11 protein-coding genes are annotated in these 20,130 nt (G+C 46.3%); 6 read left to right on the top strand and 5 right to left on the bottom strand.

The genetic code is table 11. From position 1 onward, the window contains the following. Positions 1-20: 20 nt before the first annotated feature. Positions 21-3,440, bottom strand: a complete 3,420-nt coding sequence (locus tag AAE250_RS02080; RefSeq protein WP_294596819.1) for a SusC/RagA family TonB-linked outer membrane protein — start codon at positions 3,438-3,440, stop codon at positions 21-23. 418 nt (positions 3,441-3,858) lie between these two features. Here AAE250_RS02080 and AAE250_RS02085 point away from each other — a divergent pair, with 418 nt between their 5' ends. The 3 genes from AAE250_RS02085 (at position 3,859) to AAE250_RS02095 (ending at position 10,384) form a co-directional block, all read left to right on the top strand. Then, positions 3,859-4,707 (top strand): hypothetical protein, encoded by an 849-nt coding sequence (locus AAE250_RS02085; RefSeq protein WP_294596817.1) that lies wholly within the window; start codon positions 3,859-3,861, stop codon positions 4,705-4,707. A gap of 417 nt (positions 4,708-5,124) precedes the next feature. Beyond that, positions 5,125-8,466, top strand: coding sequence for a SusC/RagA family TonB-linked outer membrane protein (locus AAE250_RS02090; protein WP_294596815.1), 3,342 nt, complete (start codon positions 5,125-5,127; stop codon positions 8,464-8,466). Positions 8,467-8,485: 19 nt separating this feature from the next. Next, positions 8,486-10,384 (top strand): RagB/SusD family nutrient uptake outer membrane protein, encoded by a 1,899-nt coding sequence (locus tag AAE250_RS02095; protein ID WP_294596811.1) that lies wholly within the window; start codon positions 8,486-8,488, stop codon positions 10,382-10,384. Positions 10,385-10,577: 193 nt separating this feature from the next. Here the strand turns inward: AAE250_RS02095 and AAE250_RS02100 are convergent, their stop codons facing one another. After that, complete coding sequence (locus AAE250_RS02100; RefSeq protein WP_294596809.1) at positions 10,578-11,585, bottom strand: aspartate-semialdehyde dehydrogenase; 1,008 nt, start codon at positions 11,583-11,585, stop codon at positions 10,578-10,580. A gap of 145 nt (positions 11,586-11,730) precedes the next feature. On the opposite strand from AAE250_RS02100, the gene AAE250_RS02105 reads away from it, so the two are divergent. The 3 genes from AAE250_RS02105 to AAE250_RS02115 are packed head-to-tail and all read left to right on the top strand — an operon-like array spanning position 11,731 to position 15,261. Further along, a complete protein-coding gene (locus tag AAE250_RS02105; protein ID WP_294596806.1) occupies positions 11,731-13,860 on the top strand; it encodes a cation:proton antiporter in 2,130 nt (709 codons plus the stop codon). 23 nt (positions 13,861-13,883) lie between these two features. Continuing rightward, a complete protein-coding gene (locus AAE250_RS02110) occupies positions 13,884-14,594 on the top strand; it encodes a tRNA threonylcarbamoyladenosine dehydratase (RefSeq protein ID WP_294596932.1) in 711 nt (236 codons plus the stop codon). 7 nt (positions 14,595-14,601) lie between these two features. Next, positions 14,602-15,261: an ABC transporter ATP-binding protein gene (locus tag AAE250_RS02115; RefSeq protein ID WP_294596804.1), complete on the top strand. Its 660-nt coding sequence runs from the start codon at positions 14,602-14,604 to the stop codon at positions 15,259-15,261. A gap of 8 nt (positions 15,262-15,269) precedes the next feature. Here the strand turns inward: AAE250_RS02115 and AAE250_RS02120 are convergent, their stop codons facing one another. The 3 genes from AAE250_RS02120 to AAE250_RS02130 form a co-directional block, all read right to left on the bottom strand. Then, a complete protein-coding gene (locus AAE250_RS02120) occupies positions 15,270-17,594 on the bottom strand; it encodes a TonB-dependent receptor (RefSeq protein ID WP_294596802.1) in 2,325 nt (774 codons plus the stop codon). A 114-nt stretch (positions 17,595-17,708) separates the two neighbouring features. Beyond that, entirely contained in the window at positions 17,709-18,653 is a 945-nt protein-coding gene (locus tag AAE250_RS02125) for a ComEA family DNA-binding protein (protein WP_294596799.1), read from the bottom strand. A gap of 7 nt (positions 18,654-18,660) precedes the next feature. After that, positions 18,661-20,028, bottom strand: a complete 1,368-nt coding sequence (locus tag AAE250_RS02130) for a sodium-dependent transporter (protein ID WP_294596796.1) — start codon at positions 20,026-20,028, stop codon at positions 18,661-18,663. Positions 20,029-20,130: the final 102 nt, after the last annotated feature.

The following is a 20,130-nucleotide window of genomic DNA, read 5'->3' on the forward strand; positions in this document are numbered from 1 at the left end:
ATTCTTAGTTTTTGAGGTTATTACAATGTTACCTGAACACCAAATGAGAAGGTGCGCGTAATAGGAGCAGTACGTCCCCATCCACCGGCTGTAAGTCCGTTACCTGTGCTGATTTCGGGGTCTACCGGAAGGTTATTTCCCTTGTGGAGCAGGAAGAGGTTGCTGCCGCTGAAGTAGATACGGGCTTTCTCGATGAAGGCCTTGCGTGTCCAGTCTTTAGGAAGGGTGTATCCTACAGTTACGTTCTTCAGGCGCAGATAAGACATATCAGTCAGATAGCGGGTCTGAGGATAGTAGTTGTTGCTACCGTTGGCAATACCCGATATAGTACCGGCACCATTATTCGCGCCACGATAAAGACGTGGATAACGGTTGCTTTGGTTTATCTCGTAACCGGTTATGGCAGTATAGTCCGAATTCCAGATTACTTTGTTGTAACTTGTCTGGTGAGAGTAGATAGCCACGTCGGCGTGTACCATAGCAGGAAGATTCAAAGAAGAAGTGGTCCAGTCATCACGCTTGCCTACGCCTTGGAAATAGAGGTCGAGGTCGATGCCTCTCCAAGCTCCACCCAGGTGGAAGCTATATTCGTAACGCGGCATGGAATTACCGATGACTTTCAGGTCGCCGTGGTTGCTGAGGGTACCCGGTCCCGGGCTACCGTCGGTAGTTGTTTTACCGCCATCAATTACGCCGTCACCGTTCAAGTCCTTGAACTTGATATCGCCCGGGCCGTAATGGAAGTTGCCTGATTCCAGCTTAGATTGGTCTGCAACGCCTGGTGCATAATTCCAGGAACCGTCTGCGTTCTGTCCGGTGAAGTCCGATTCTTCGAAGTAACGCTCGGTTACAAAACCGAAAATGTCACCGTAGGTCTTGCCGGTATAGTAGGTGCTGAGCAGTTTGGATTCGTTGGTCCACTTCGTTACTTTGGTCTTGGAGTCGCCGATGTTGAAGTTGGCATACACATCAAATTCACCGAAAGTATGGCGCCAGTCTAAGTTCAACTCCCATCCGCGTGTGCGCAGGTTGCCGGCATTCTCGTAAGGAGCGGAAGCACCCAATGTGTTTGGCAATACTTGTGCCGGGGCCAACATATCGCGGTTCTCGCGTTGGAACCAGTCGAAGCCTACGGTCAGTTCGTTATCCAGGAATCCCAGGTCAAGACCTACGTTCAGGGTGCGGATACGCTCCCAAGTCAAGCTGCTCGATACCAGGTCGGGCATGTTATACATGGTCAGGCGATTGGCGTTGGCATTGTTGTTTTCAATCCAATAGATATAACCGCTATCTTTATCGTTCAAACGTTGGCTAATCAACTGCTCGAACATATAGTCGCCCACAGCCTCGTTACCGATTTCACCATAGGAGCCACGCAACTTACCATTGCTGAAGATGTGTTTCAACGGAGCAAAGTAAGCCTCTTCAGAGAAGCGGTAGCCGATGGATGCTGATGGGAAGAAAGCACACTGGTCGGTATGGGGGAAACGGGAAGAACCGTCGTAACGTCCGTTCAACTCCAATAAATAGATGCCTTTGTAGTCATAATTGATACGGCCGAAATAGCCGGCGGAAGCACGGGATGTATGTTTCCATTGCAAATCCTGTCCATCTTTGCCCGCCATGTTCAGTTCGGGATATCCGTCTTGGTCGTACAACACATTACGGGTGCCATACAAGTATTTGTAATCCTCTTCTTCTGCGTTGACACCTACCATTACGTTCAAATCATGTTTCTTGGCAAATGTCTTGGCATAGTTTACGTATGCGTTGGCTGTCCATGTATTCTGTTTGGAGAAGTCTCTCCAGATGCCGCTGCTGCTCTTGGCAACAATGTAAGAGGGCACCGGATTTCCGCTCCAGTTGATGCCGTAAACAGAGTTGTCCTGCGAACCGCTGTTCATGTTCTGAATAGAGTATGTAAAGTCTGCATTGACAGTCAAACCTTTGATGATTTCAGCTTTCAGGAAAGTATTCATGCGGGTCAGGTCTGTTGTTACTTCCTTATCGGCAGCTTGCTTCTGCATTGCCATGACACGCGTGTCATAACCGTTGATTGTACCTGTAGGGATGAAGTAAGATCCCCAGCGCCACAAATATTGGTAGGTGCTGTTCCATGTGTCGGGGCTTTTATAATTTCTGCGGCTAAAGTTGATGCGGGCGCCGACCTGCAGCCAGTCGTAAACGTTGGTGGTAATGTTGGCGGAGGCGTTATACTTCTTCAGTTCGTCAGGGTTAATTTTCATCTGCCCTTGCTTTTCATTGTAGCCGAAAGAAAGATAGTAATTGGTCTTGCCCGATGTTCCCTGGATAGATATGTTATGGCTCTGAGAGGGGGCTGCATTGTTGAAGTAGATGCCTTTCACATCCCAGTCGGCATAATAATAAGGAGTACCGTCCATTACCATGTAATCGCCTACATTGCTTTCACTCTGGTAGGGTCTCATTTCACCATAACCGAGTTTACCGCTATTCTGCTTTTTCCATGCTTCGGCATAAGGCAGCAGCTTGTCGAAATACATACCGAACAATTCAGGCATACCGGCGCCACCGTTCATACTGGCTTCGATACCCATCCGTAACTGTGTCGGTACATCGGGATAGTTAGGCAAGAAGGTAGCCTGGTCCCAAGCGAAGTTGTTGTTGTAACTGATGGTAACCCTTTCGGTAGGCTTTGCGCTCTTGGTGTTGATCAGGATCACACCGAAAGCGGCGCGTGTACCATAAATGGAAGAGGCGGAAGCATCCTTCAATACGGAGATGCTTTCGATGTCTTGTGTGTTGAGGAAGGAGATGTCGTCCATCGGAACGCCGTCCACTACAATCAGCGGATTACTCTTTTCGTTATTGCTCAATGTACCTAAACCGCGGATACGCATAGAGGCTGTCTCATTGATGCCACCGGTTTCGGTGAGGATGCTCAATCCCGGAACGGCTCCTTGCAGCGCTTTGGCTACGTCTTGTTGCGGACGGCCTGCCATGGTCTTGTTCAGGTCTACTGTAGAAACAGCTCCCGTCAAGTTGGCTTTCTTCTGCGTACCGTAACCCACTACCACTACTTCGTCCAATAATTCGGAATCTTCTTTCAAAACGATTCTCATTGTTTTGGCGGCTCTCACTTCTTGGGTCTGATAGCCTACAAATGATATCTGGAGAGTACTCCCCAGCGTTACATTCAGAGTAAATTTACCGTCAATGTCAGTCATAATACCGTTGGTAGTACCTTTTTCTACTACGCTGGCGCCGATAACGGGTTCACCGGCAGCATCTACGACCAGACCGGTTACAGTCTGGGCTTGCAGTTGCTCTGCTACTCCATACGAATTGTTATCAGCAGTCGAAGCAGCCGTTGTGCTACTGCTCAGAATAAGTGCACTTATTGCCACTGCTGTGAGGAACTTGCTATGCGCTAATCCTCGTTTTTTGTGATCTTCATTCATAAGTGATTGATGATTTTGTTGTTAATTAAATAGTTTTCTTTAAAATTAGGATAAGGATAATGGGACAGGAGTAGTAATGACTACCCGTTTTCAAGACTGTTTCTCTCCATAGGCGTTCTTTTGTATTTAAAGGTTTATAACTTTTGTATTATCTCTATTCTCTCTTTTTTAGTTCAAGTTCAAAGTGTACTTGGTAAATTGTCCGGTAGTACCTTATGTTCAGTATTTTACATCCGATATTCGAGCAAATGGGTAACTGTATGGAGAATATAAATACGATTCAATGAACTGTTGGAAGGGCCAAAATGCAGCTCTTGAAACGATGTCTATAACTGGTAAAGTAACTTTTTTCGCGAAATAACCTTGGAAAGCTTAAAAAAAGCTATATATTTGTATTCAATTCTAAAACTGACTACCTATGAAACTAATTGCGGAAAGTGGTTCTACAAGAACTGAATGGGCCCTGGTTGAGGACAATCGTTTGATACAGAGAGCTTTTACAGAAGGGCTAAATCCTTTCTTCCAAACGCGAAGAGAGATTAGCCGAAGCGTGCGGTTAGGATTACCCGAACATTTTTTCAAGAGAAAGTTGGAGCAAGTATATTATTATGGTGCTGGCTGTACTTCTTATGAAAAGAAAAATGTGTTGGGGGCTTCATTGGTAGCACAGTTCAAAACTCCCATTCAGGTAGAAAGTGACCTTTTGGCCGCTGCCCGTGGTTTGTTTAAATGCGAGGCTGGTATTGCATGCATTTTAGGAACTGGTTCAAACTCATGTTTTTACGATGGAAAAATAATTGTGAAGAACGTCAGAGCAGGCGGATATATTCTGGGCGATGAGGGCAGTGGAGCCGTGTTGGGAAAAATGTTTTTGTCGGACGTATTGAAAGGCTTAGCTCCCAAAGAAGTGATGACTGATTTTTTTGAAAAATTCCGTATCACTCCCAATGAAGTCATGGAATCTGTGTATAACCGTCCGTTTCCAAATCGTTTTTTATCTACACTTTCCTATTTTCTGGCAGATTATACAAATGAGGATTATGTATTCCACCTTATCACAAATAACCTCAGAAGCTTCTTTACCCGAAACATTTGCCAATATGACTATAAGAGTTACCCCATCCGCTTTGTGGGTTCATTGGCATATAGCTATGCAACAATTCTGAGGGAGGTAGCTCGTGAATTTGGAATCGAACTGGATGTAATTGAAGAAACACCTATGAATGGTTTGATTGAATTTCATTCCTTAAATATTGAAGAACCTTAAATTAGCTATATAGTAAGGTGTATAAGCGCCTCTTTGCAAAAGTATAAATATAAAGTTAAATAAATGCAAAGAAATGTTCTTGATGCCAAATAATGATATATCTTTGCTAAGACGAAACATAGATAACAGTTTCGACACCTTTGTTAATAGCGAGTTTTTTTATCTCTTAAGACAATCAACAGAGTTAAGTCATTAACAAGATTTTTGTTTAAAATCAATATAAAACCAAGTACACTTTGAACTTGGTTGGAAGAAAGAAATGAGAGAAATAAATTGCTAAATAATTAACCTTTAAATAGAAATATGCCTATGAGAAATTAGAAAAATTTTCGGAATGCGATTTTGATTATTCCGAACTATAAATCTCCTTACCCTAATTTTGAGAAACTATTTAATTAACAAAATCATCAATCACTTATGAATGAAGATCGTAAAAGACGAGGATTGGCCAATAGCAAATTCCTCACTGCGGTAGCAATCTGTACGCTGTTTATAGGCAGTGGCAATGTGATGGCTGCCCAAACTGCATCTACTGGCTCTTATGGAGTACAAGAGCAGATGCAAACTATCTCCGTGGCTGTTACAGTTGTGGATACAAAAGGTGAACCTGTCATTGGTGCCAATGTCATAGAGAAAGGCACGACCAATGGTGGTATTACAGATTTGGATGGAAAGTTTACGTTGAATGTAAAGCTGGGAGCTATTCTGCAAATCTCCTTTGTGGGCTACGCTACTCAGGAAGTGAAGGCTGCTCCTGCGTTGAAGGTTGTCTTGAAAGATGACACGGAATTGCTGGATGAAGTAGTAGTTGTAGGTTATGGCGCACAGAAAAAGGTGAACCTGACCGGTGCTGTGGCTTCCGTAGATGTAAACAAGACAATCGACAGTCGTCCTATTACAGATATAGGCCGTGCCTTGCAGGGAGCTGTACCTGGATTGACTATCACCACCAATTCCGGTGAGATAGGTGGAGCACCTACTATTAAAATCCGCGGTACTATAGGTTCGCCGAATGGTGATTCCAAGCCGTTGATTCTTGTGGATAACGTGGAGATAACCGATATCTCTATGGTAAACCCGGACGATATTGAAAGTATTTCTGTGTTGAAAGATGCAGCTTCCGCTTCTATTTATGGTGCGCGTGGTGCATTTGGCGTATTGCTGATTACTACTAAATCGAAGAGCAAACATGAACGCCTTTCTGTAAAATACACCAATAACTTTGCCTGGCGTACCCCGACCAAGACACCCGAACAACTTCCGGGCTGGCAGCAAGCTGATATCAACTTGCAGGGGGTAATAAATCAATCGAAAGGTTCTACTGCTTTCTATAATGTAGTAGGTAATATGCGTGTAGATGCTCAACACGTACAGAAGATGAAAGATTACTGGGAAAAATACGGTTACGGTGATCAGTTCGGTCGTGAGATGGAATTGGGACGTGACTTTGAATTCCGTGATGGTGGTATGTTCTTCATCCGTACCTGGGACTGGTATGACGAGTATATCAAAGATTGGTCTCCGCAGCAGAACCATAATTTGTCAATCAATGGTGGTAACGGAAAGACAAACTACAACATTGCCTTGGGCTATTTGAGCCAAGACGGTATGATGAAGATTAATTCGGATGATTATACCCGTTACAATGCTAATATCTCTTTGAACTCGGACCTGAACAAGTATGTTTCTATCCGTACCGGTATCATGTTTACCCGTTCAGACTATGACAAACCGTTCAATTATAATAGTGACCTTTATGATCAGATGTATTATTTGTATCGCTGGCAGCCGATGATGCCGTACGGTACTTTCGAAGGCAAAGAATTCCGTAACGCTTTGACAGAATTAAAAACAGCCCCTACTACCACCAAAGAGCGTGAATATCTCCGTCTGACCGGTGGTGTTACTATCAAACCCATCAAGGATTTGACATTTGATGTTGACGTGGCTTACAGTTCTGTAGAAAGTCGTTTTAAGAAATACGGTACACCAAGCTTGACCAGTGGTTATGAGATCTTTACAGCGCGTTCGTCTGTCGATGCAATGCGTAGTTCATACGGTAATTATATTTCAGCTGCTTCTTATGATTATGTATATCAGGAGACTGGACGTACAGAGAATCTGACGGCTAACTTCGTAGCAACTTATGCCAAGCGCTTGGGCGATCATGACTTTAAAGTAATGGGCGGTTCCAATCTGGAAAAGAGCGAATACAAGTATTACTGGGCGCAGCGCAAAGGGTTGCTTGATCCGGCAAAACCGGAATTGAACCTGGCTACCGGTGATCAGACTACCAGTTCGGAACATACGTGGTGGTCCGTTGCGGGTTTCTTTGGTCGTATTAACTACTCCTATAAAGATCGTTATATGGTAGAGTTGAACGGACGTTATGACGGTTCTTCCCGTTTCCCTTCAGGAAATCGTTTCGGTTTCTTCCCTTCCATGTCTGCTGGTTACCGTATTTCCGAGGAACCGTTCATGCAGTCACTAAAGCCTTATCTGAGCACCTTGAAGATTCGTGGTTCTTGGGGTATGATTGGTAATCAGGATGTAGGTCCCGACCGTTTTGTCTCCACGTTGAAAACTGCTGCCGATAGCTGGATTATTGATGGAAAGAAAGTACAGTCAACACAAAAACCGACGATTGTGTCTTCCACGCTTACATGGGAAAAGGTTGCCACACTTGACCTCGGTCTGGATGCACGTTTCTTGGACGATGCTTTGGGTGTAACATTTGACTGGTACAACCGTACCACCAGTGACATCTTGACTACTGCCAATCTGCCTGCAACATTGGGTGCTGCCGCTCCGTTTGAAAATATGGGTACGATCCGAACTAAAGGTTGGGAACTTGCTGTTGACTATCGTCACACATTCAATAATGGCTTGCACTTTGGTGTAACAGCTTCTATTGCCGATGATAAGACGGAAGTTACGAAATGGACTTACAATACAAAAATCCCTACTTATGCGGCTACGGGCTGGTGGGACACCAGTGCTTATAAAGAAGGTATGATTTTGGGTGATATTTGGGGATTGCAGTTCGACCGTTTCCTGACCGAAGCAGACTTCAATGCCGATGGTTCTTTGAAAGCCGGTTTGCCGGATCAGACGCAGGTATTTCCTGCCGGTTATGAGTTTGCCCCTGGTGACGTGCTCTATAAGGACCTCGACAAGAATGGTAAAATTGAGAAGCAGACAAATACCAATGAAAAGGGTGACCTTAGCATTATAGGTAATGCTTTGCCGCGTATGCAGTTTGGCTTGAATCTGGATGCTTCCTGGAAAGGATTCGATGTAAGTATGTTCTTCCAGGGTGTAGCTAAAAGAAAGCTTTGGGCTGCCGGTAACCAGGTATTGCCGGGCTTCACTGCCGGTGAACCTTTCTACAAAGGAGCTGAAGATTATTGGACTTCTGAAAATCCCAATGCTTTCTATCCACGCCCCATGGACTACAAGCAGGCACAAACCGGTAACTTTAACGTGAATGATCGTTATCTCTTGAATATGGCATACTTACGTTTGAAGACTTTCACTGTGGGTTATTCATTACCTAAGACTTGGTTGAGTAAGTACAAAGTACAAGGCCTGCGTGTTTACTTCACGGGTGAGAACCTCTTTACTATTGATGGTTTGAAACCGGCTATTGACCCGGAAATAGGTATACGTACTGCCGGAACAAGCAGCGATGCCCGTAACTTCGGTCGTAGCTATCCGTATCAGAAGACTGTGTCGTTTGGTATTCAGCTTAGTTTATAATCTAATAGTTATTGCAGTTATGAAAAAGAAAAATTTATTATATATCGTTTGTGCGTTGGCAATGGCTTCGTTCTGCAGCTGCGACGATTTTCTGGACAAAGATCCGCAAGACAAGCAGACCAATGACACATATTGGCAGACAGAAACCTCTTTGCGCACTTATGCGCAGGACTTTTACTCCTCCTTCTTCAAAGGCTATGGCACTGATTATACAGTTTTTGCCGGCTACTTTTCAGGAGATGACTATACGGATGATTTTATCAATCTGAATAATGCGAATACGAATGGAGCGGGGTACATTTACTTCCCAACTTCTTCTACCACAGACTGGAATAGCCGGACGGCAACCTGGTCTGACTATTATGGCATTGTTTATAAGGCGAATGCCATGCTTGAAAAAATTCCGGGAATGAATATCTCGGATGAAGCTAAAAATCACTGGGCAGGTATAGCCCGCTATTTCCGTGCGATGGCCTATAGTACGCTTGCAAAGTATTATGGCGGTGTTCCTTTCTACGATCAGGTGACTGACCCGGCAGATCAAGCTCTCTATAAAGATCGTGACTCTTATCCCTATATAGCACAGAAAATCCAGGAAGATTTTCAGTATGCACTGGATAATGTGCGCCCAGATGATACAAAACGTCAGGTTAATAAGTATGTAGTCGGTGCCTATATGTCACGCGAGTTATTGTATCATGCCACATGGCTGAAGTATCACGGCACTACCGTAGGTCCTACTTCCGAAAAGGTGGCTGATGCCGATATCAAAGCTTTATTGCAAGGCGCCATCAATGGTGCGGAAGCAGTGATGAATTCTGGCATCTACTCTATTGGAAATACTTATAATGCTCTGTTTACTACAGATGATTTGGCGAATAATCCGGAAGTTATTTGGTATCGTGAGTATACAAGTGGTGTACAGTGCAATTCTTTGATGTCTTATAATGGTCCGGAAGATCAGACTCAGGGTGGTGTTACCCAGGATGTAATTGAAACTTATCTTTGCAGTGACGGTCTGCCTATTGGACAGTCTCCCCTTTATCAGGGTAAACAAGATCCCAGTATTCAGAAGTCATTCCAGGAGCGTGACCCACGTTTGTATCAGACAATTGCAGACAGTCTTCGTATCATGAGTGCCATGGGCACAAATTATACAGAAGGTACATCGCCAACGGGATATCCTACCAAGAAGTTCTTGAATGATGAATGGTGGGCTGCAGGATCACCCTATTGTACTGGTATATTGAGTCCCGTTGATGCTCCTTGTATTCGCTATGCGGAAGTGTTGCTGAACTATGTAGAGGCGCGTTATGAAATTGCGCAAGTAGGTGGCAATGCATTTACTCAGAGCGACCTTGACAAGTCTATCAATGAAATCCGCGGTCGTCAACTGACGAAGTGGGGTGACACTGAAGCAAAGACAATGCCTAAGGTACAGTTGAATGGTGGAAGCCTGAGCGTAAATGGAGTGGTTATCAATGACCCGGCTCGTGATGTTGATGTTAATCCGGTTCTGTGGGAAATTCGTCGTGAACGTCGTATCGAACTGATTATGGAAGGCCGTCGTGGCGAAGATCTTCGTCGTTGGGCTAAATTTGAGTACTTGAACTCGGAAGATGCCAGTGGCCATCCTACTATGCCTTTCCTGGGTGCTTATGTCAATATGGCCGACTATCCGGGAATATCAGCGACAGATGAATCCGGCAAGCGGGTACTGTTCTTGTTCGATCCGGAAAATCCTTCTAATACGGATGCCAATAAGGGGTATATCTATTATCTCCGTGAGAAGGGGCTTCGTACATTCAAGAAGGGAGACCTGAATTCAGAACGTAACTATCTGCGTGCAATACCTGCTGCACAGTTGACTATCTACGAAAATAAAAATAAGGTGCTGACTCAGAATCCGGGTTGGTAATATTGTAGATTTATATTAAAGAATAAGTGCCAAAGGTTAGAATTCGGTTTCTGCCTTTGGCACTTTTATTTTATGTCTCAGGGATAAGTTCGTGAGTAACTGAAATTTTAGGCTTATGAAATTCTATAATAGAACAAACGAAAAAGCCGTCAAATCAGTTTGACGGCTTTTTCTTGTTTATGAAAGAATGATTTTATACGTTCTTTTCCTTTATCAGATATTCCGCAATCTGCACTGCATTCAGCGCAGCCCCCTTCTTGATCTGGTCGCCTACGATCCAGAAGGTCAGTCCGTTCTCGTTAGTGAGATCCTTGCGGATACGGCCTACGTAAACCGGATCTTTACCGGCGAGGAACAACGGCATCGGATATTCCTTTTCTGCCGGATTGTCCATCAAAACCAATCCGTTGCCATTGGCAAATGCTTCGCGGGCTTCTTCTACGGAGATGGGGCGCTCTGTTTCTACCCAAATACTTTCGGAGTGGGAGCGAAGCGCGGGAACGCGTACACAAGTAGCACTCACTTTTATGTCAGAATGCATAATCTTGCGGGTTTCGTTGAACATCTTCATTTCTTCCTTGGTATACCCGTTTTCGGTGAATACGTCGATCTGCGGGATGAGGTTGAATGCCAATTGATAGGCGAACTTCTCTACAGTTACCGATTCGCCTGCCAATACTTGGCGGTATTGTTCGTACAATTCGTCCATAGCAGCTGCACCGGCACCGCTGGCAGCCTGATAGGTAGAAACATGCACGGTCTTTATATGAGAAAGCTGTTCGATGGCTTTCAGCGCCACTACCATCTGGATAGTGGTACAGTTGGGGTTGGCGATGATGCCGCGCGGACGGTCTTTAGCATCGGCAGCGTTCATCTCGGGTACTACCAAAGGCACATCGGCATCCATACGGAAAGCGCTGGAATTGTCAATCATTACAGCTCCGTACTTGGTAATGGTCTCGGCAAACTCTTTAGAGGTGCCTGCGCCTGCGGAAGTGAAAGCGATATCAACCCCTTTAAAGTCATCGTTGTGTTGCAAGAGTTTAACCTCGATCTGTTTACCGCGGAAGGTATATTTAGTTCCGGCACTGCGTTTAGAACCAAACAATACTAACTCGTCCAACGGGAAATTCCTTTCATCGAGCACTCGCAGGAACTCCTGTCCCACGGCTCCGCTTGCTCCAACAATAGCTACTTTCATTTTTCTTTGTTTTTAGTTTATAAATAAGTTATTAACTCTAAAAAGATAGAATTGGCTGCAAATTTATAACAAAATGCTGTATGGCACCGCATAAAGTGAAAACTTTTTCGTTATTTTGCATACAAAATCCTAAAACCTGCAGCCTATGGATTGGTTTGACTTCAGTTTGAAACTCCCGATTACCGACCCTACATGGATATTCCTCCTTGTACTACTCATCATATTGTTTGCACCTATGTTGCTGAACCGCCTTCGTATTCCGCATATCATCGGTATGATATTGGCAGGACTCGTCATTGGCGAGCACGGCTTCAATATCCTGGTGCGCGACAGCAGTTTTGAACTCTTCGGCAAAGTGGGACTGTATTACATCATGTTCCTTGCCGGCTTGGAAATGAATATGGGGGACTTCAAGCAGAACCGGGGCAAGGCGCTGGTACTTGGTTTGTTGGCTTTTATCATTCCGATAGGAATAGGTTTTGTTACGAATATGACGCTGCTGAAATACGGTGTCCTGACCTCTGTGCTGCTTGCCAGTATGTATGCCTCGCATACGCTGGTGGCTTATCCCATTGTGATACGTTATGGCGTGTCCCGCCATCGCAGTGTGAGCATTGCGGTAGGGGGGACGGCGGTGACGGATACGCTTACTTTGCTGGTGCTGGCGGTAGTTGGCGGAATGTTCAAGGGAGAGTCGGGAGGCTTGTTCTGGTTATGGTTGGTGGTGAAGGTCATCTTCCTGGGCGGGCTGATTATCTACCTCTTTCCGCGTATAGGCCGCTGGTTCTTCCGGAGATATGACGACAATGTGATGCAGTTCATCTTTGTGCTTGCCATGGTCTTCCTGGGAGCCGGGTTGATGGAGTTTGTGGGCATGGAAGGCATCTTGGGCGCTTTCCTTGCGGGACTGGTGCTGAACCGTCTCATTCCTCATGTTTCCCCATTAATGAACCATCTGGAGTTTGTAGGCAATGCACTGTTCATTCCTTATTTTCTGATAGGAGTGGGAATGTTGATCGATGTGCACGTTATTTTCGGACATGGAGATGCTTTGACGGTGGCTGCCGTGATGATAGTGGTGGCATTGGCCGGCAAATGGATTGCCTGCTGGCTGACGCAGAAAATTTACAGGATGGGAGCCATCGAGCGCGAGTTGATGTATGGACTGAGTAATGCGCAAGCCGCAGCAACCCTGGCAGCTGTATTGGTGGGATATAACATCATTCTGCCCAATGGCGAACGCCTGCTGAATGATGATGTGCTGAACGGCACCGTCTTGCTGATTCTGGTGACCTGCATCGTAAGTTCGTTCATCACAGAGCGTGCGGCGCGAAGGGTTGCAATGGAAGAAGCCCATCTGGAAGAGAACCGTTCGGTAGAAGAAGAAAAAATACTGATACCTATAGCCAATCCCGATACCATTGAAGATCTGATTAATCTCTCGCTGGTGATACGCGATCCGAAGCAGAAGGACAATCTGCTGGCATTGAATGTGATCAATGACGATAGCAGTTCGGAGAATGCAGAGCTTCGTGGAAAACGCTATCTGGAGAAGGCTGCCATGATAACGGCGTCGGCCGATGTTCCGTTGCAGCAGATTACGCGTTACGATTTGAATATCGCTTCCGGCATTATCCATACTGCCAAAGAATACGGGGCAACCGATGTCATTATAGGTTTGCACCGCAAGCTCAATATCGTGGACACGTTCTTCGGTATGCTTACGGAGAATCTGCTGAAGGGACTTCACCGCGAAGTCATGGTCTCTAAATTCTTGATACCCATCAATACAATAAGGCGCGTCATTGTAGCTGTACCTCCGAAGGCTGAATATGAGGCCGGTTTCCAGAAGTGGGTGGACCACTTCTGCCGCCTGGGTGAAACTTTGGGATGCCGTGTGCACTTCTATGCAAATGAGGAGACCACCGCCCACCTGCAGGGATTGGTGAAAAAGAAACACGGGCAGACACTGACGGAATTTTCTCGCCTGGATGACTGGGGAGACCTGTTGATACTGACCGGACAAGTGAACTTTGACCATCTGCTGGTGATTATCAGTGCCCGCCGGGGCTCTATCTCATACGACAGTTCTTTTGAAAAGTTGCCGGCGCAAATCAGCAAGTACTTCGCCAACAATAGTCTGATAGTGCTCTATCCCGACCAGTTGGGCGAGCCCCAGGATGCGGTGTCTTTCTCTAATCCGCGGGGCAATAATGAATCGCAGCACTATGAGAAGGTGGGTAAATGGTTTTATAAATGGTTTAAGAAGAACTAAGTTCTGCAATGAATGATCGGATGATGGAAGAGTGGAAACAAAGAACACAGCTCTTGCTGGGAGATGATAAGATGCAACGGTTGCAACGGGCGCACGTGCTGGTTGTCGGTTTGGGAGGCGTGGGAGCATACGCTGCCGAGATGATATGCCGCGCCGGTGTGGGGCGGATGACCATTGTAGATGCGGACACGGTGCAGCCCACCAACATAAACCGCCAGTTACCGGCGGTGCATTCCACGGTCGGCCGACTGAAAGCGGAGGTACTGGCAGCGCGTTTCAAAGATATCAATCCGGAGTTGGAACTGACGGTGCTGCCTGTATATCTGAAAGATGAGAATATACCGGAACTGCTCGATGCCGCAATTTACGATTTTGTAGTAGATGCCATCGATACGCTTGCACCCAAATGCCATCTGATAGCGGAGGCGATGAAGCGCCGCATCAAGATCGTATCCAGTATGGGAGCGGGGGCGAAGAGTGACATTACGCAAGTGCGTTTTGCCGATATATGGGACACTTACCATTGCGGGCTGAGCAAAGCGGTGCGGAAGCGCCTTCAGAAGATGGGCATCAAGCGTAAGTTGCCAGTTGTCTTCAGTACGGAGCAGGCCGACCCGAAGGCAGTGCTGCTGACGGAAGATGAGATGAACAAGAAATCGACGTGCGGCACGGTCAGCTATATGCCGGCAGTTTTTGGCTGCTATTTGGCGGAGTATGTAATAAAGAGATTGTAGGGTAGATATGATACGATTAGAAAATATAACGAAGAGTTTCGGCAGCTTGCAAGTGCTGCGGGGCATTGATCTGGAAATAGAGAAAGGCGAGATTGTCAGTATTGTCGGCCCCAGCGGTGCAGGCAAGACGACTTTGCTGCAGATTATGGGTACGCTGGACATGCCGGACGGCGGTTCGGTGATTATCAACGGTACGCAGGTCAATCGTATGAAGGAGAAAGAACTTTCTGCATTCCGCAACAAGCACATCGGCTTTGTGTTTCAGTTTCATCAGTTGTTGCCCGAGTTCACTGCTTTGGAAAATGTAATGATACCTGCCTTTATTGCCGGGAAAAGCCAGCAAGAAGCCAAGGCCGCCGCTACGGAAATTCTAGAATTCATGGGGCTTACCGAGCGCGCTTCCCATAAGCCGAACGAACTGTCCGGTGGGGAGAAGCAACGGGTGGCAGTGGCGCGTGCTCTCATCAACCATCCGGCGGTGGTGCTGGCGGATGAGCCTTCCGGCAGTCTCGACACTCATAATAAGGAAGAACTGCACCAGCTCTTCTTCGACTTGCGCAATCGTTTCGGACAAACATTTGTCATCGTCACGCACGATGAAGGACTGGCGCAGATTACAGACCGTACGATACATCTGCTTGATGGGGAAATAGATAAGATGGCCTGACGTTGTTTTTATTTTCCCGTGCTCATTACTCCCGAGTCGTCGTCGCTGTTGTTCACTTTTCGTTGTGCTGTCTTAAAGGTACGACCGAATGAGAAGTTATAAGAAAAGTTGACCATGAACATGCGGGAGCTTTCTTTTATATAATTCTTCGTTTTATAGGATGCAAACTGGTTCCAGTTTTCGCTTTGCACTTTGTAGTTGTCGGTGAAGGGGTTGAATGCACCAACTCCCACCCGCAGGTCTTTGTGCCTGTAATATACGCCTAATATCTGAATGTTCTCTCCTCCCGACAGGGTCTCTCCCCAGAAGTTATTCCAGTTGGTGTTGATCTGCCAGAACAAGGAGAACTGTTTGTAACTCAATGAGGCTTCTGCTTCACAGAACCAATTGGTATAGGTGTGTGAGTATTGATTGCCATGGCTCATGTAATGGTTGACACCCCCTGTAAACGAAACTTGCAGAATATCACGGATAGGGCCTACGCGGAACATGGCACGTCCGGAGACTTTCTGCCAATCTTTTTGGTTATCCCAGGTTTGCACAATTTTATTTCCTTCTTGAATCTTTTCATCCATAATGGCATCGGGGCGGTAGTCGTAAGCACCCCATAAATTGGTGTAGAATATGCCTTTCTTCCATTCGTACGTCAGTTCCGTATTGTAGCACATGTACGATTTCAAATTAGGATTACCACGACGAATCTGGAAGGAATCTACTGCTTGTTCCACTGCACTGAGGTCGCCCAGAGAAGGGGAGGCATTGTAGATATTCGCTTTCCAACGAAGATAAGAGTTGTCGGAGAAAGCATAATGCAACACAATGCTCGGATTGAAACTGTAGTTCTTGGTAGACTGGTCGTCTCCGTTCTGGTGGTAATAGAAGCGGGTTGCAGCAATTCCCAGCCTATAGTTCAACTTATTTATTTTTCCGCGATATTCGCCGAACAGGTAGGTGTTTCCCTGATGCATGTTCGTTTCGTAGTAATGACCATTCTTATATTCGTTGTTGGCATAAGATTGCGAATGGTTCAAACCGAAACTCAATGCATTGCCTTTGGAGAATTGTTTCTCGTAGATGGCTTCGGCAATCAGGGAGTATTTATTCCCCAGGACATTATTGTCGATGTCGGTCAACATCTCTTCCGGGATGCTCTCCTGGTAGAATCGGTGTGATTTATCCCGGTTGTAAGTACCTACGACATTGAATACCAGGGTTTGCTTATTTTTCAGGTTTTGTTGGTAGTACAGGTCCAGCGAGGGGCGTGTCCAACTTTGTTTGGTACGGTCCACCATATTTACCACGTCCGTTTCGTCATTGGCATTATAGAGAGTTCCCTTGTAGTCCCAATGTGGCTGATTATTCCCTCGCAGGCGGAATGCGGCGCTGAAAAGGGAGTTTTCTGAGGTTTGCAGACTGTAGTTTACATTCAGGTTATGCATGACCAATGTTGCTTTGCTGGGTTCACCCCGTTCCAGGCGGCGCAAAGTGGTGCCGTCTGCCAGGTGAAACTCTTCCTCATTGTCACGGTATAGACCGTCAAAACTTCGTGGTCCCATGTAGTAGGAGAAACCGAATTCTGATTTCTTGTGGTTTACTTTGCCGTATAGGTTGTAGTTGCCCCACATGGCATTTACGCTTTGGGAGATATCAGTGCCGAAGTTACCTCCTGTATCGGGACGGCGTACTATGTAGTCTATCACCACTTCGGCATTACCATAGCGCAGTCCCGGGTTATCATGATATTCTATACGGATAATGTCTGCCGGGCGAATGGCTTTGATTTCGTCTATTTCTGCTTTCACACCGTTGATGCGCAGTTGCAGTTCGCCGCCACCGGACAGTCCTATTTCATTATTCATCGGGTTCACCAGAATGCGGGGGAGCATCAGTTCTTGGAGCAGGTTCACCCCATTGGTTGAGGTTTTCATCTGCCTTTCGGAGGGGAAAACTAACTTCCGGTCGGCACGGCTGATCTGGCTGGAACCGGTAATGGTTACTCCTTCCAAAGCGATGGCGGTGCTATCCATTACTATTTGTCCGAGGTCTGTACTGCGTTTTACCCCATCGAGGGTGATGTACTGGGTATTGTAGCCGATGCTGGAAAGTACTAGCCGGTAATCTCCTGCCTCTGTACTCTTGAAAACGAACTGCCCTTGCGGGTTGGTGGTTACCCCGTTCACAAATGTGGAGTCGAGGGTTTGCAATACAATATTAGCGTACTCTATGGCATTGTTGGCAACATCGCAAACAGTTCCTTTGATTTCTATTTTTTGAGCAAAAGAGCTCTCTACCACGCTGCTGAACAGTATGGCTGCTATTATTAATTTTCTCATGTCTATACGATTGTTTCCTTTTTATTGCAGTTGGCCTTTCTGCTTTCAAGGAGGTTTCTGCTTTTTAGACGAAGTAGCTGGGGAAAAAGTTGCATCTGAAATGAAAAAATCTTGCTATTCGAAACAAACATAGTGACTAATCCGCTCTAAATCAGTGGCGGAGAACTCTTCGTAAAGTGCAAAAGGTTTCAGGTTGCGTAGTGTCCCTTTCTTCTTCCGGTATTCTACGAACGCCTTGGCCTGATAGAAGTTGATGTAGGGATGATTGCGAAGTTTCTCTATTCCGGCACGATTGAGGTTGAGGCGGCGGATGTCTTTGCTGTCGATGCGGAGCCAGGATTGCAGCTGACGGTAATCCACGTGAATGTCTTGCAATTGCTCTATGCTATAGAAACCGCCTAACCGTTGGCGATAGCCGGTTATCAGACGTGCAATGCCGCTGCCGATGCCCGGAATCTTCTTCAACTCGGTGGTGTCGGCGCGGTTCAGATCGATGACGGTGCCTTCGGGATATTTATAAGGTGCTGCTTTGGGGCTTGCTGTGCTGTCGTCCGATGCCGGTGGGGTATAGAGGCGGACGATGCGCCTTGCCGTATCTTCGGGCGCAATGCATATGTAAGGTAACAATGCTTGATATTGTTCCGCTGTCAGTCCGTATACTTTCTTGAAGTCTTCTGCTTTACGGAACCGGCCTCCTTTGCCGCGGTAGTGCAGGATATTCCGTGCCATCCACCCCGGCAAACCTAAGGAACGAAAAGTGATGGAATCTGCCGTATTGGGGTTGAAGGGTGCTAACGTGATGACTGGCTGTGGCTCGTGGGGATAGCGGTAGTATGGCTTTTCAGTATTCTTTTCTTCTTCTTGTATGGAGGCGATGAAGGCTTCATATTCAGCTTCGGCAAGAGCTTGTTGCCGGAGTTCTTCCTCAGAAAGCGCCTGGTCCCTATGCGAATAATAATGCCCGACGAGAAAGACGAGGATAATAACTGCAATCAGCACCAGTATTCCGCGTCTTTCTCCCCGGGTGAAGTAGAAGAATTCTTTGAACGGGTTTTGCATGTCCGCTTTACTTTAGCAGGCCCAATTCATTGATAAATATGCATGCAATGCCTATCGGGGCAATGAATTTGAGAATGAATATCAATAGTTTATAGATGGATACCTTTAAAGTACCGTTATTGCTGATTTCTTCCCAAACAATCTTCTTGTCCAGATACCAGCCGATGAAGATGGAGATAAAGAAACCACCCAGCGGTAACATAATCTTGGCAGTGACAAAGTCGAACAGGTCGAACAGGTTTAATCCGAATATCGTATAGTCCTTGCCTATACCCAGTGAAAGTGAGCAGAGCACTCCCAGAATCATGCAACCTCCGGTAACAAACCGTGCAGCCTTGCCACGCGAGAAGTTAAACTCTTCGTGCAGATATGCTGTGGCAACTTCGTGCAAAGAAATAGTGGAAGTCAACGCTGCCAACGCCAGCAAGATGTAGAACATCAATGAAAGCACGATGGCCAGCCAAGGTATGCTGCCGAACGCTTGCTGGAAAACATTGGGCAGTGTGATGAACAGCAGGCTCGGGCCGGCATCCGGCTGTATGCCCACGGAGAATGCAGCGGGGAAAATGATGAATCCTGCCAGAATGGCCACCATCGTGTCTATAGCAGCTACATTGAGAGCCGTTTTAGGCAGGTTCGTATCATTCCGGAAGTAAGAAGCATAGGTGCAGAGGCAACCCATGCCGAGGCTTAGGGAAAAGAATGCCTGACCCATGGCTCCCAGGAATACATTACCGTCCACTTTGCTGAAATCCGGTTTCAGCAGGAACTCGATACCGGCACCTGCACCGGGCAGTGATACGGAACAAATGGCAAGTACAATCAGCAAGATAAAGAGAATGGGCATCATTATCTTAGCCGATTTTTCAATGCCCTTTTCTACTCCTTTGACGATAATCAGGTGAGTAGCCAGCAGGAACAGCACCAGCCAGATGACAGGCCGCCACGGATTACTGACAAAACTGTTGAAAGAAGCGATGAAATCGGCTGTCGACTTTCCGGCAAATCCGTTAGTGGCAGCTTCGCCGATGAATTCAAGCGTCCAGCCGGCTACCACGGAATAATATCCCAGAATCAGGAAGCCTGCCAACACACCCATGCGTCCCACCCAGCGCCATCGTGTGCCGGGCGCCAGCTTCTGATAGGCTCCTGCTGTATTGGCACGCGACCGCCTGCCGATCATGAATTCGGCTATCATGATAGGTATTCCCAGGATGAGTACGCAAGCCAGATATATAAGGATGAATGCAGCACCTCCGTGGTTTCCGGTTTCATAAGGAAATCGCCAGATATTACCCAAACCAACCGCCGAGCCTGCCGAAGCAAGTATGACACCTAATTTGCTCCCAAAGTTAGCTCTGTCACTTCTTGTCATAAAACGTAGATTTTTCTTTCAATTCGTTATTAATATCCACTAAAACATGCAAATATAGAAAATGTTCCGTACTTTTGCACACGAATCGTTGATAATTTGAAA

The sequence above is a fragment of the Bacteroides sp. GD17 genome (genome assembly GCF_038448625.1).
Classification (GTDB): Bacteria; Bacteroidota; Bacteroidia; order Bacteroidales; family Bacteroidaceae; genus Bacteroides.

What these genes read in the sequence shown, in the direction of transcription:
- AAE250_RS02105 (WP_294596806.1), top strand. Translation starts at nt 11,731, where the DNA reads ATGGATTGGTTTGACTTCAGTTTGAAACTCCCGATTACCGACCCTACA.
- AAE250_RS02090 (WP_294596815.1), top strand. Translation starts at nt 5,125, where the DNA reads ATGAATGAAGATCGTAAAAGACGAGGATTGGCCAATAGCAAATTCCTC.
- AAE250_RS02125 (WP_294596799.1), bottom strand. Translation starts at nt 18,653, where the DNA reads ATGCAAAACCCGTTCAAAGAATTCTTCTACTTCACCCGGGGAGAAAGA.
- AAE250_RS02120 (WP_294596802.1), bottom strand. Translation starts at nt 17,594, where the DNA reads ATGAGAAAATTAATAATAGCAGCCATACTGTTCAGCAGCGTGGTAGAG.
- AAE250_RS02110 (WP_294596932.1), top strand. Translation starts at nt 13,884, where the DNA reads ATGGAAGAGTGGAAACAAAGAACACAGCTCTTGCTGGGAGATGATAAG.
- AAE250_RS02100 (WP_294596809.1), bottom strand. Translation starts at nt 11,585, where the DNA reads ATGAAAGTAGCTATTGTTGGAGCAAGCGGAGCCGTGGGACAGGAGTTC.
- AAE250_RS02095 (WP_294596811.1), top strand. Translation starts at nt 8,486, where the DNA reads ATGAAAAAGAAAAATTTATTATATATCGTTTGTGCGTTGGCAATGGCT.
- AAE250_RS02115 (WP_294596804.1), top strand. Translation starts at nt 14,602, where the DNA reads ATGATACGATTAGAAAATATAACGAAGAGTTTCGGCAGCTTGCAAGTG.
- AAE250_RS02085 (WP_294596817.1), top strand. Translation starts at nt 3,859, where the DNA reads ATGAAACTAATTGCGGAAAGTGGTTCTACAAGAACTGAATGGGCCCTG.
- AAE250_RS02080 (WP_294596819.1), bottom strand. Translation starts at nt 3,440, where the DNA reads ATGAATGAAGATCACAAAAAACGAGGATTAGCGCATAGCAAGTTCCTC.
- AAE250_RS02130 (WP_294596796.1), bottom strand. Translation starts at nt 20,028, where the DNA reads ATGACAAGAAGTGACAGAGCTAACTTTGGGAGCAAATTAGGTGTCATA.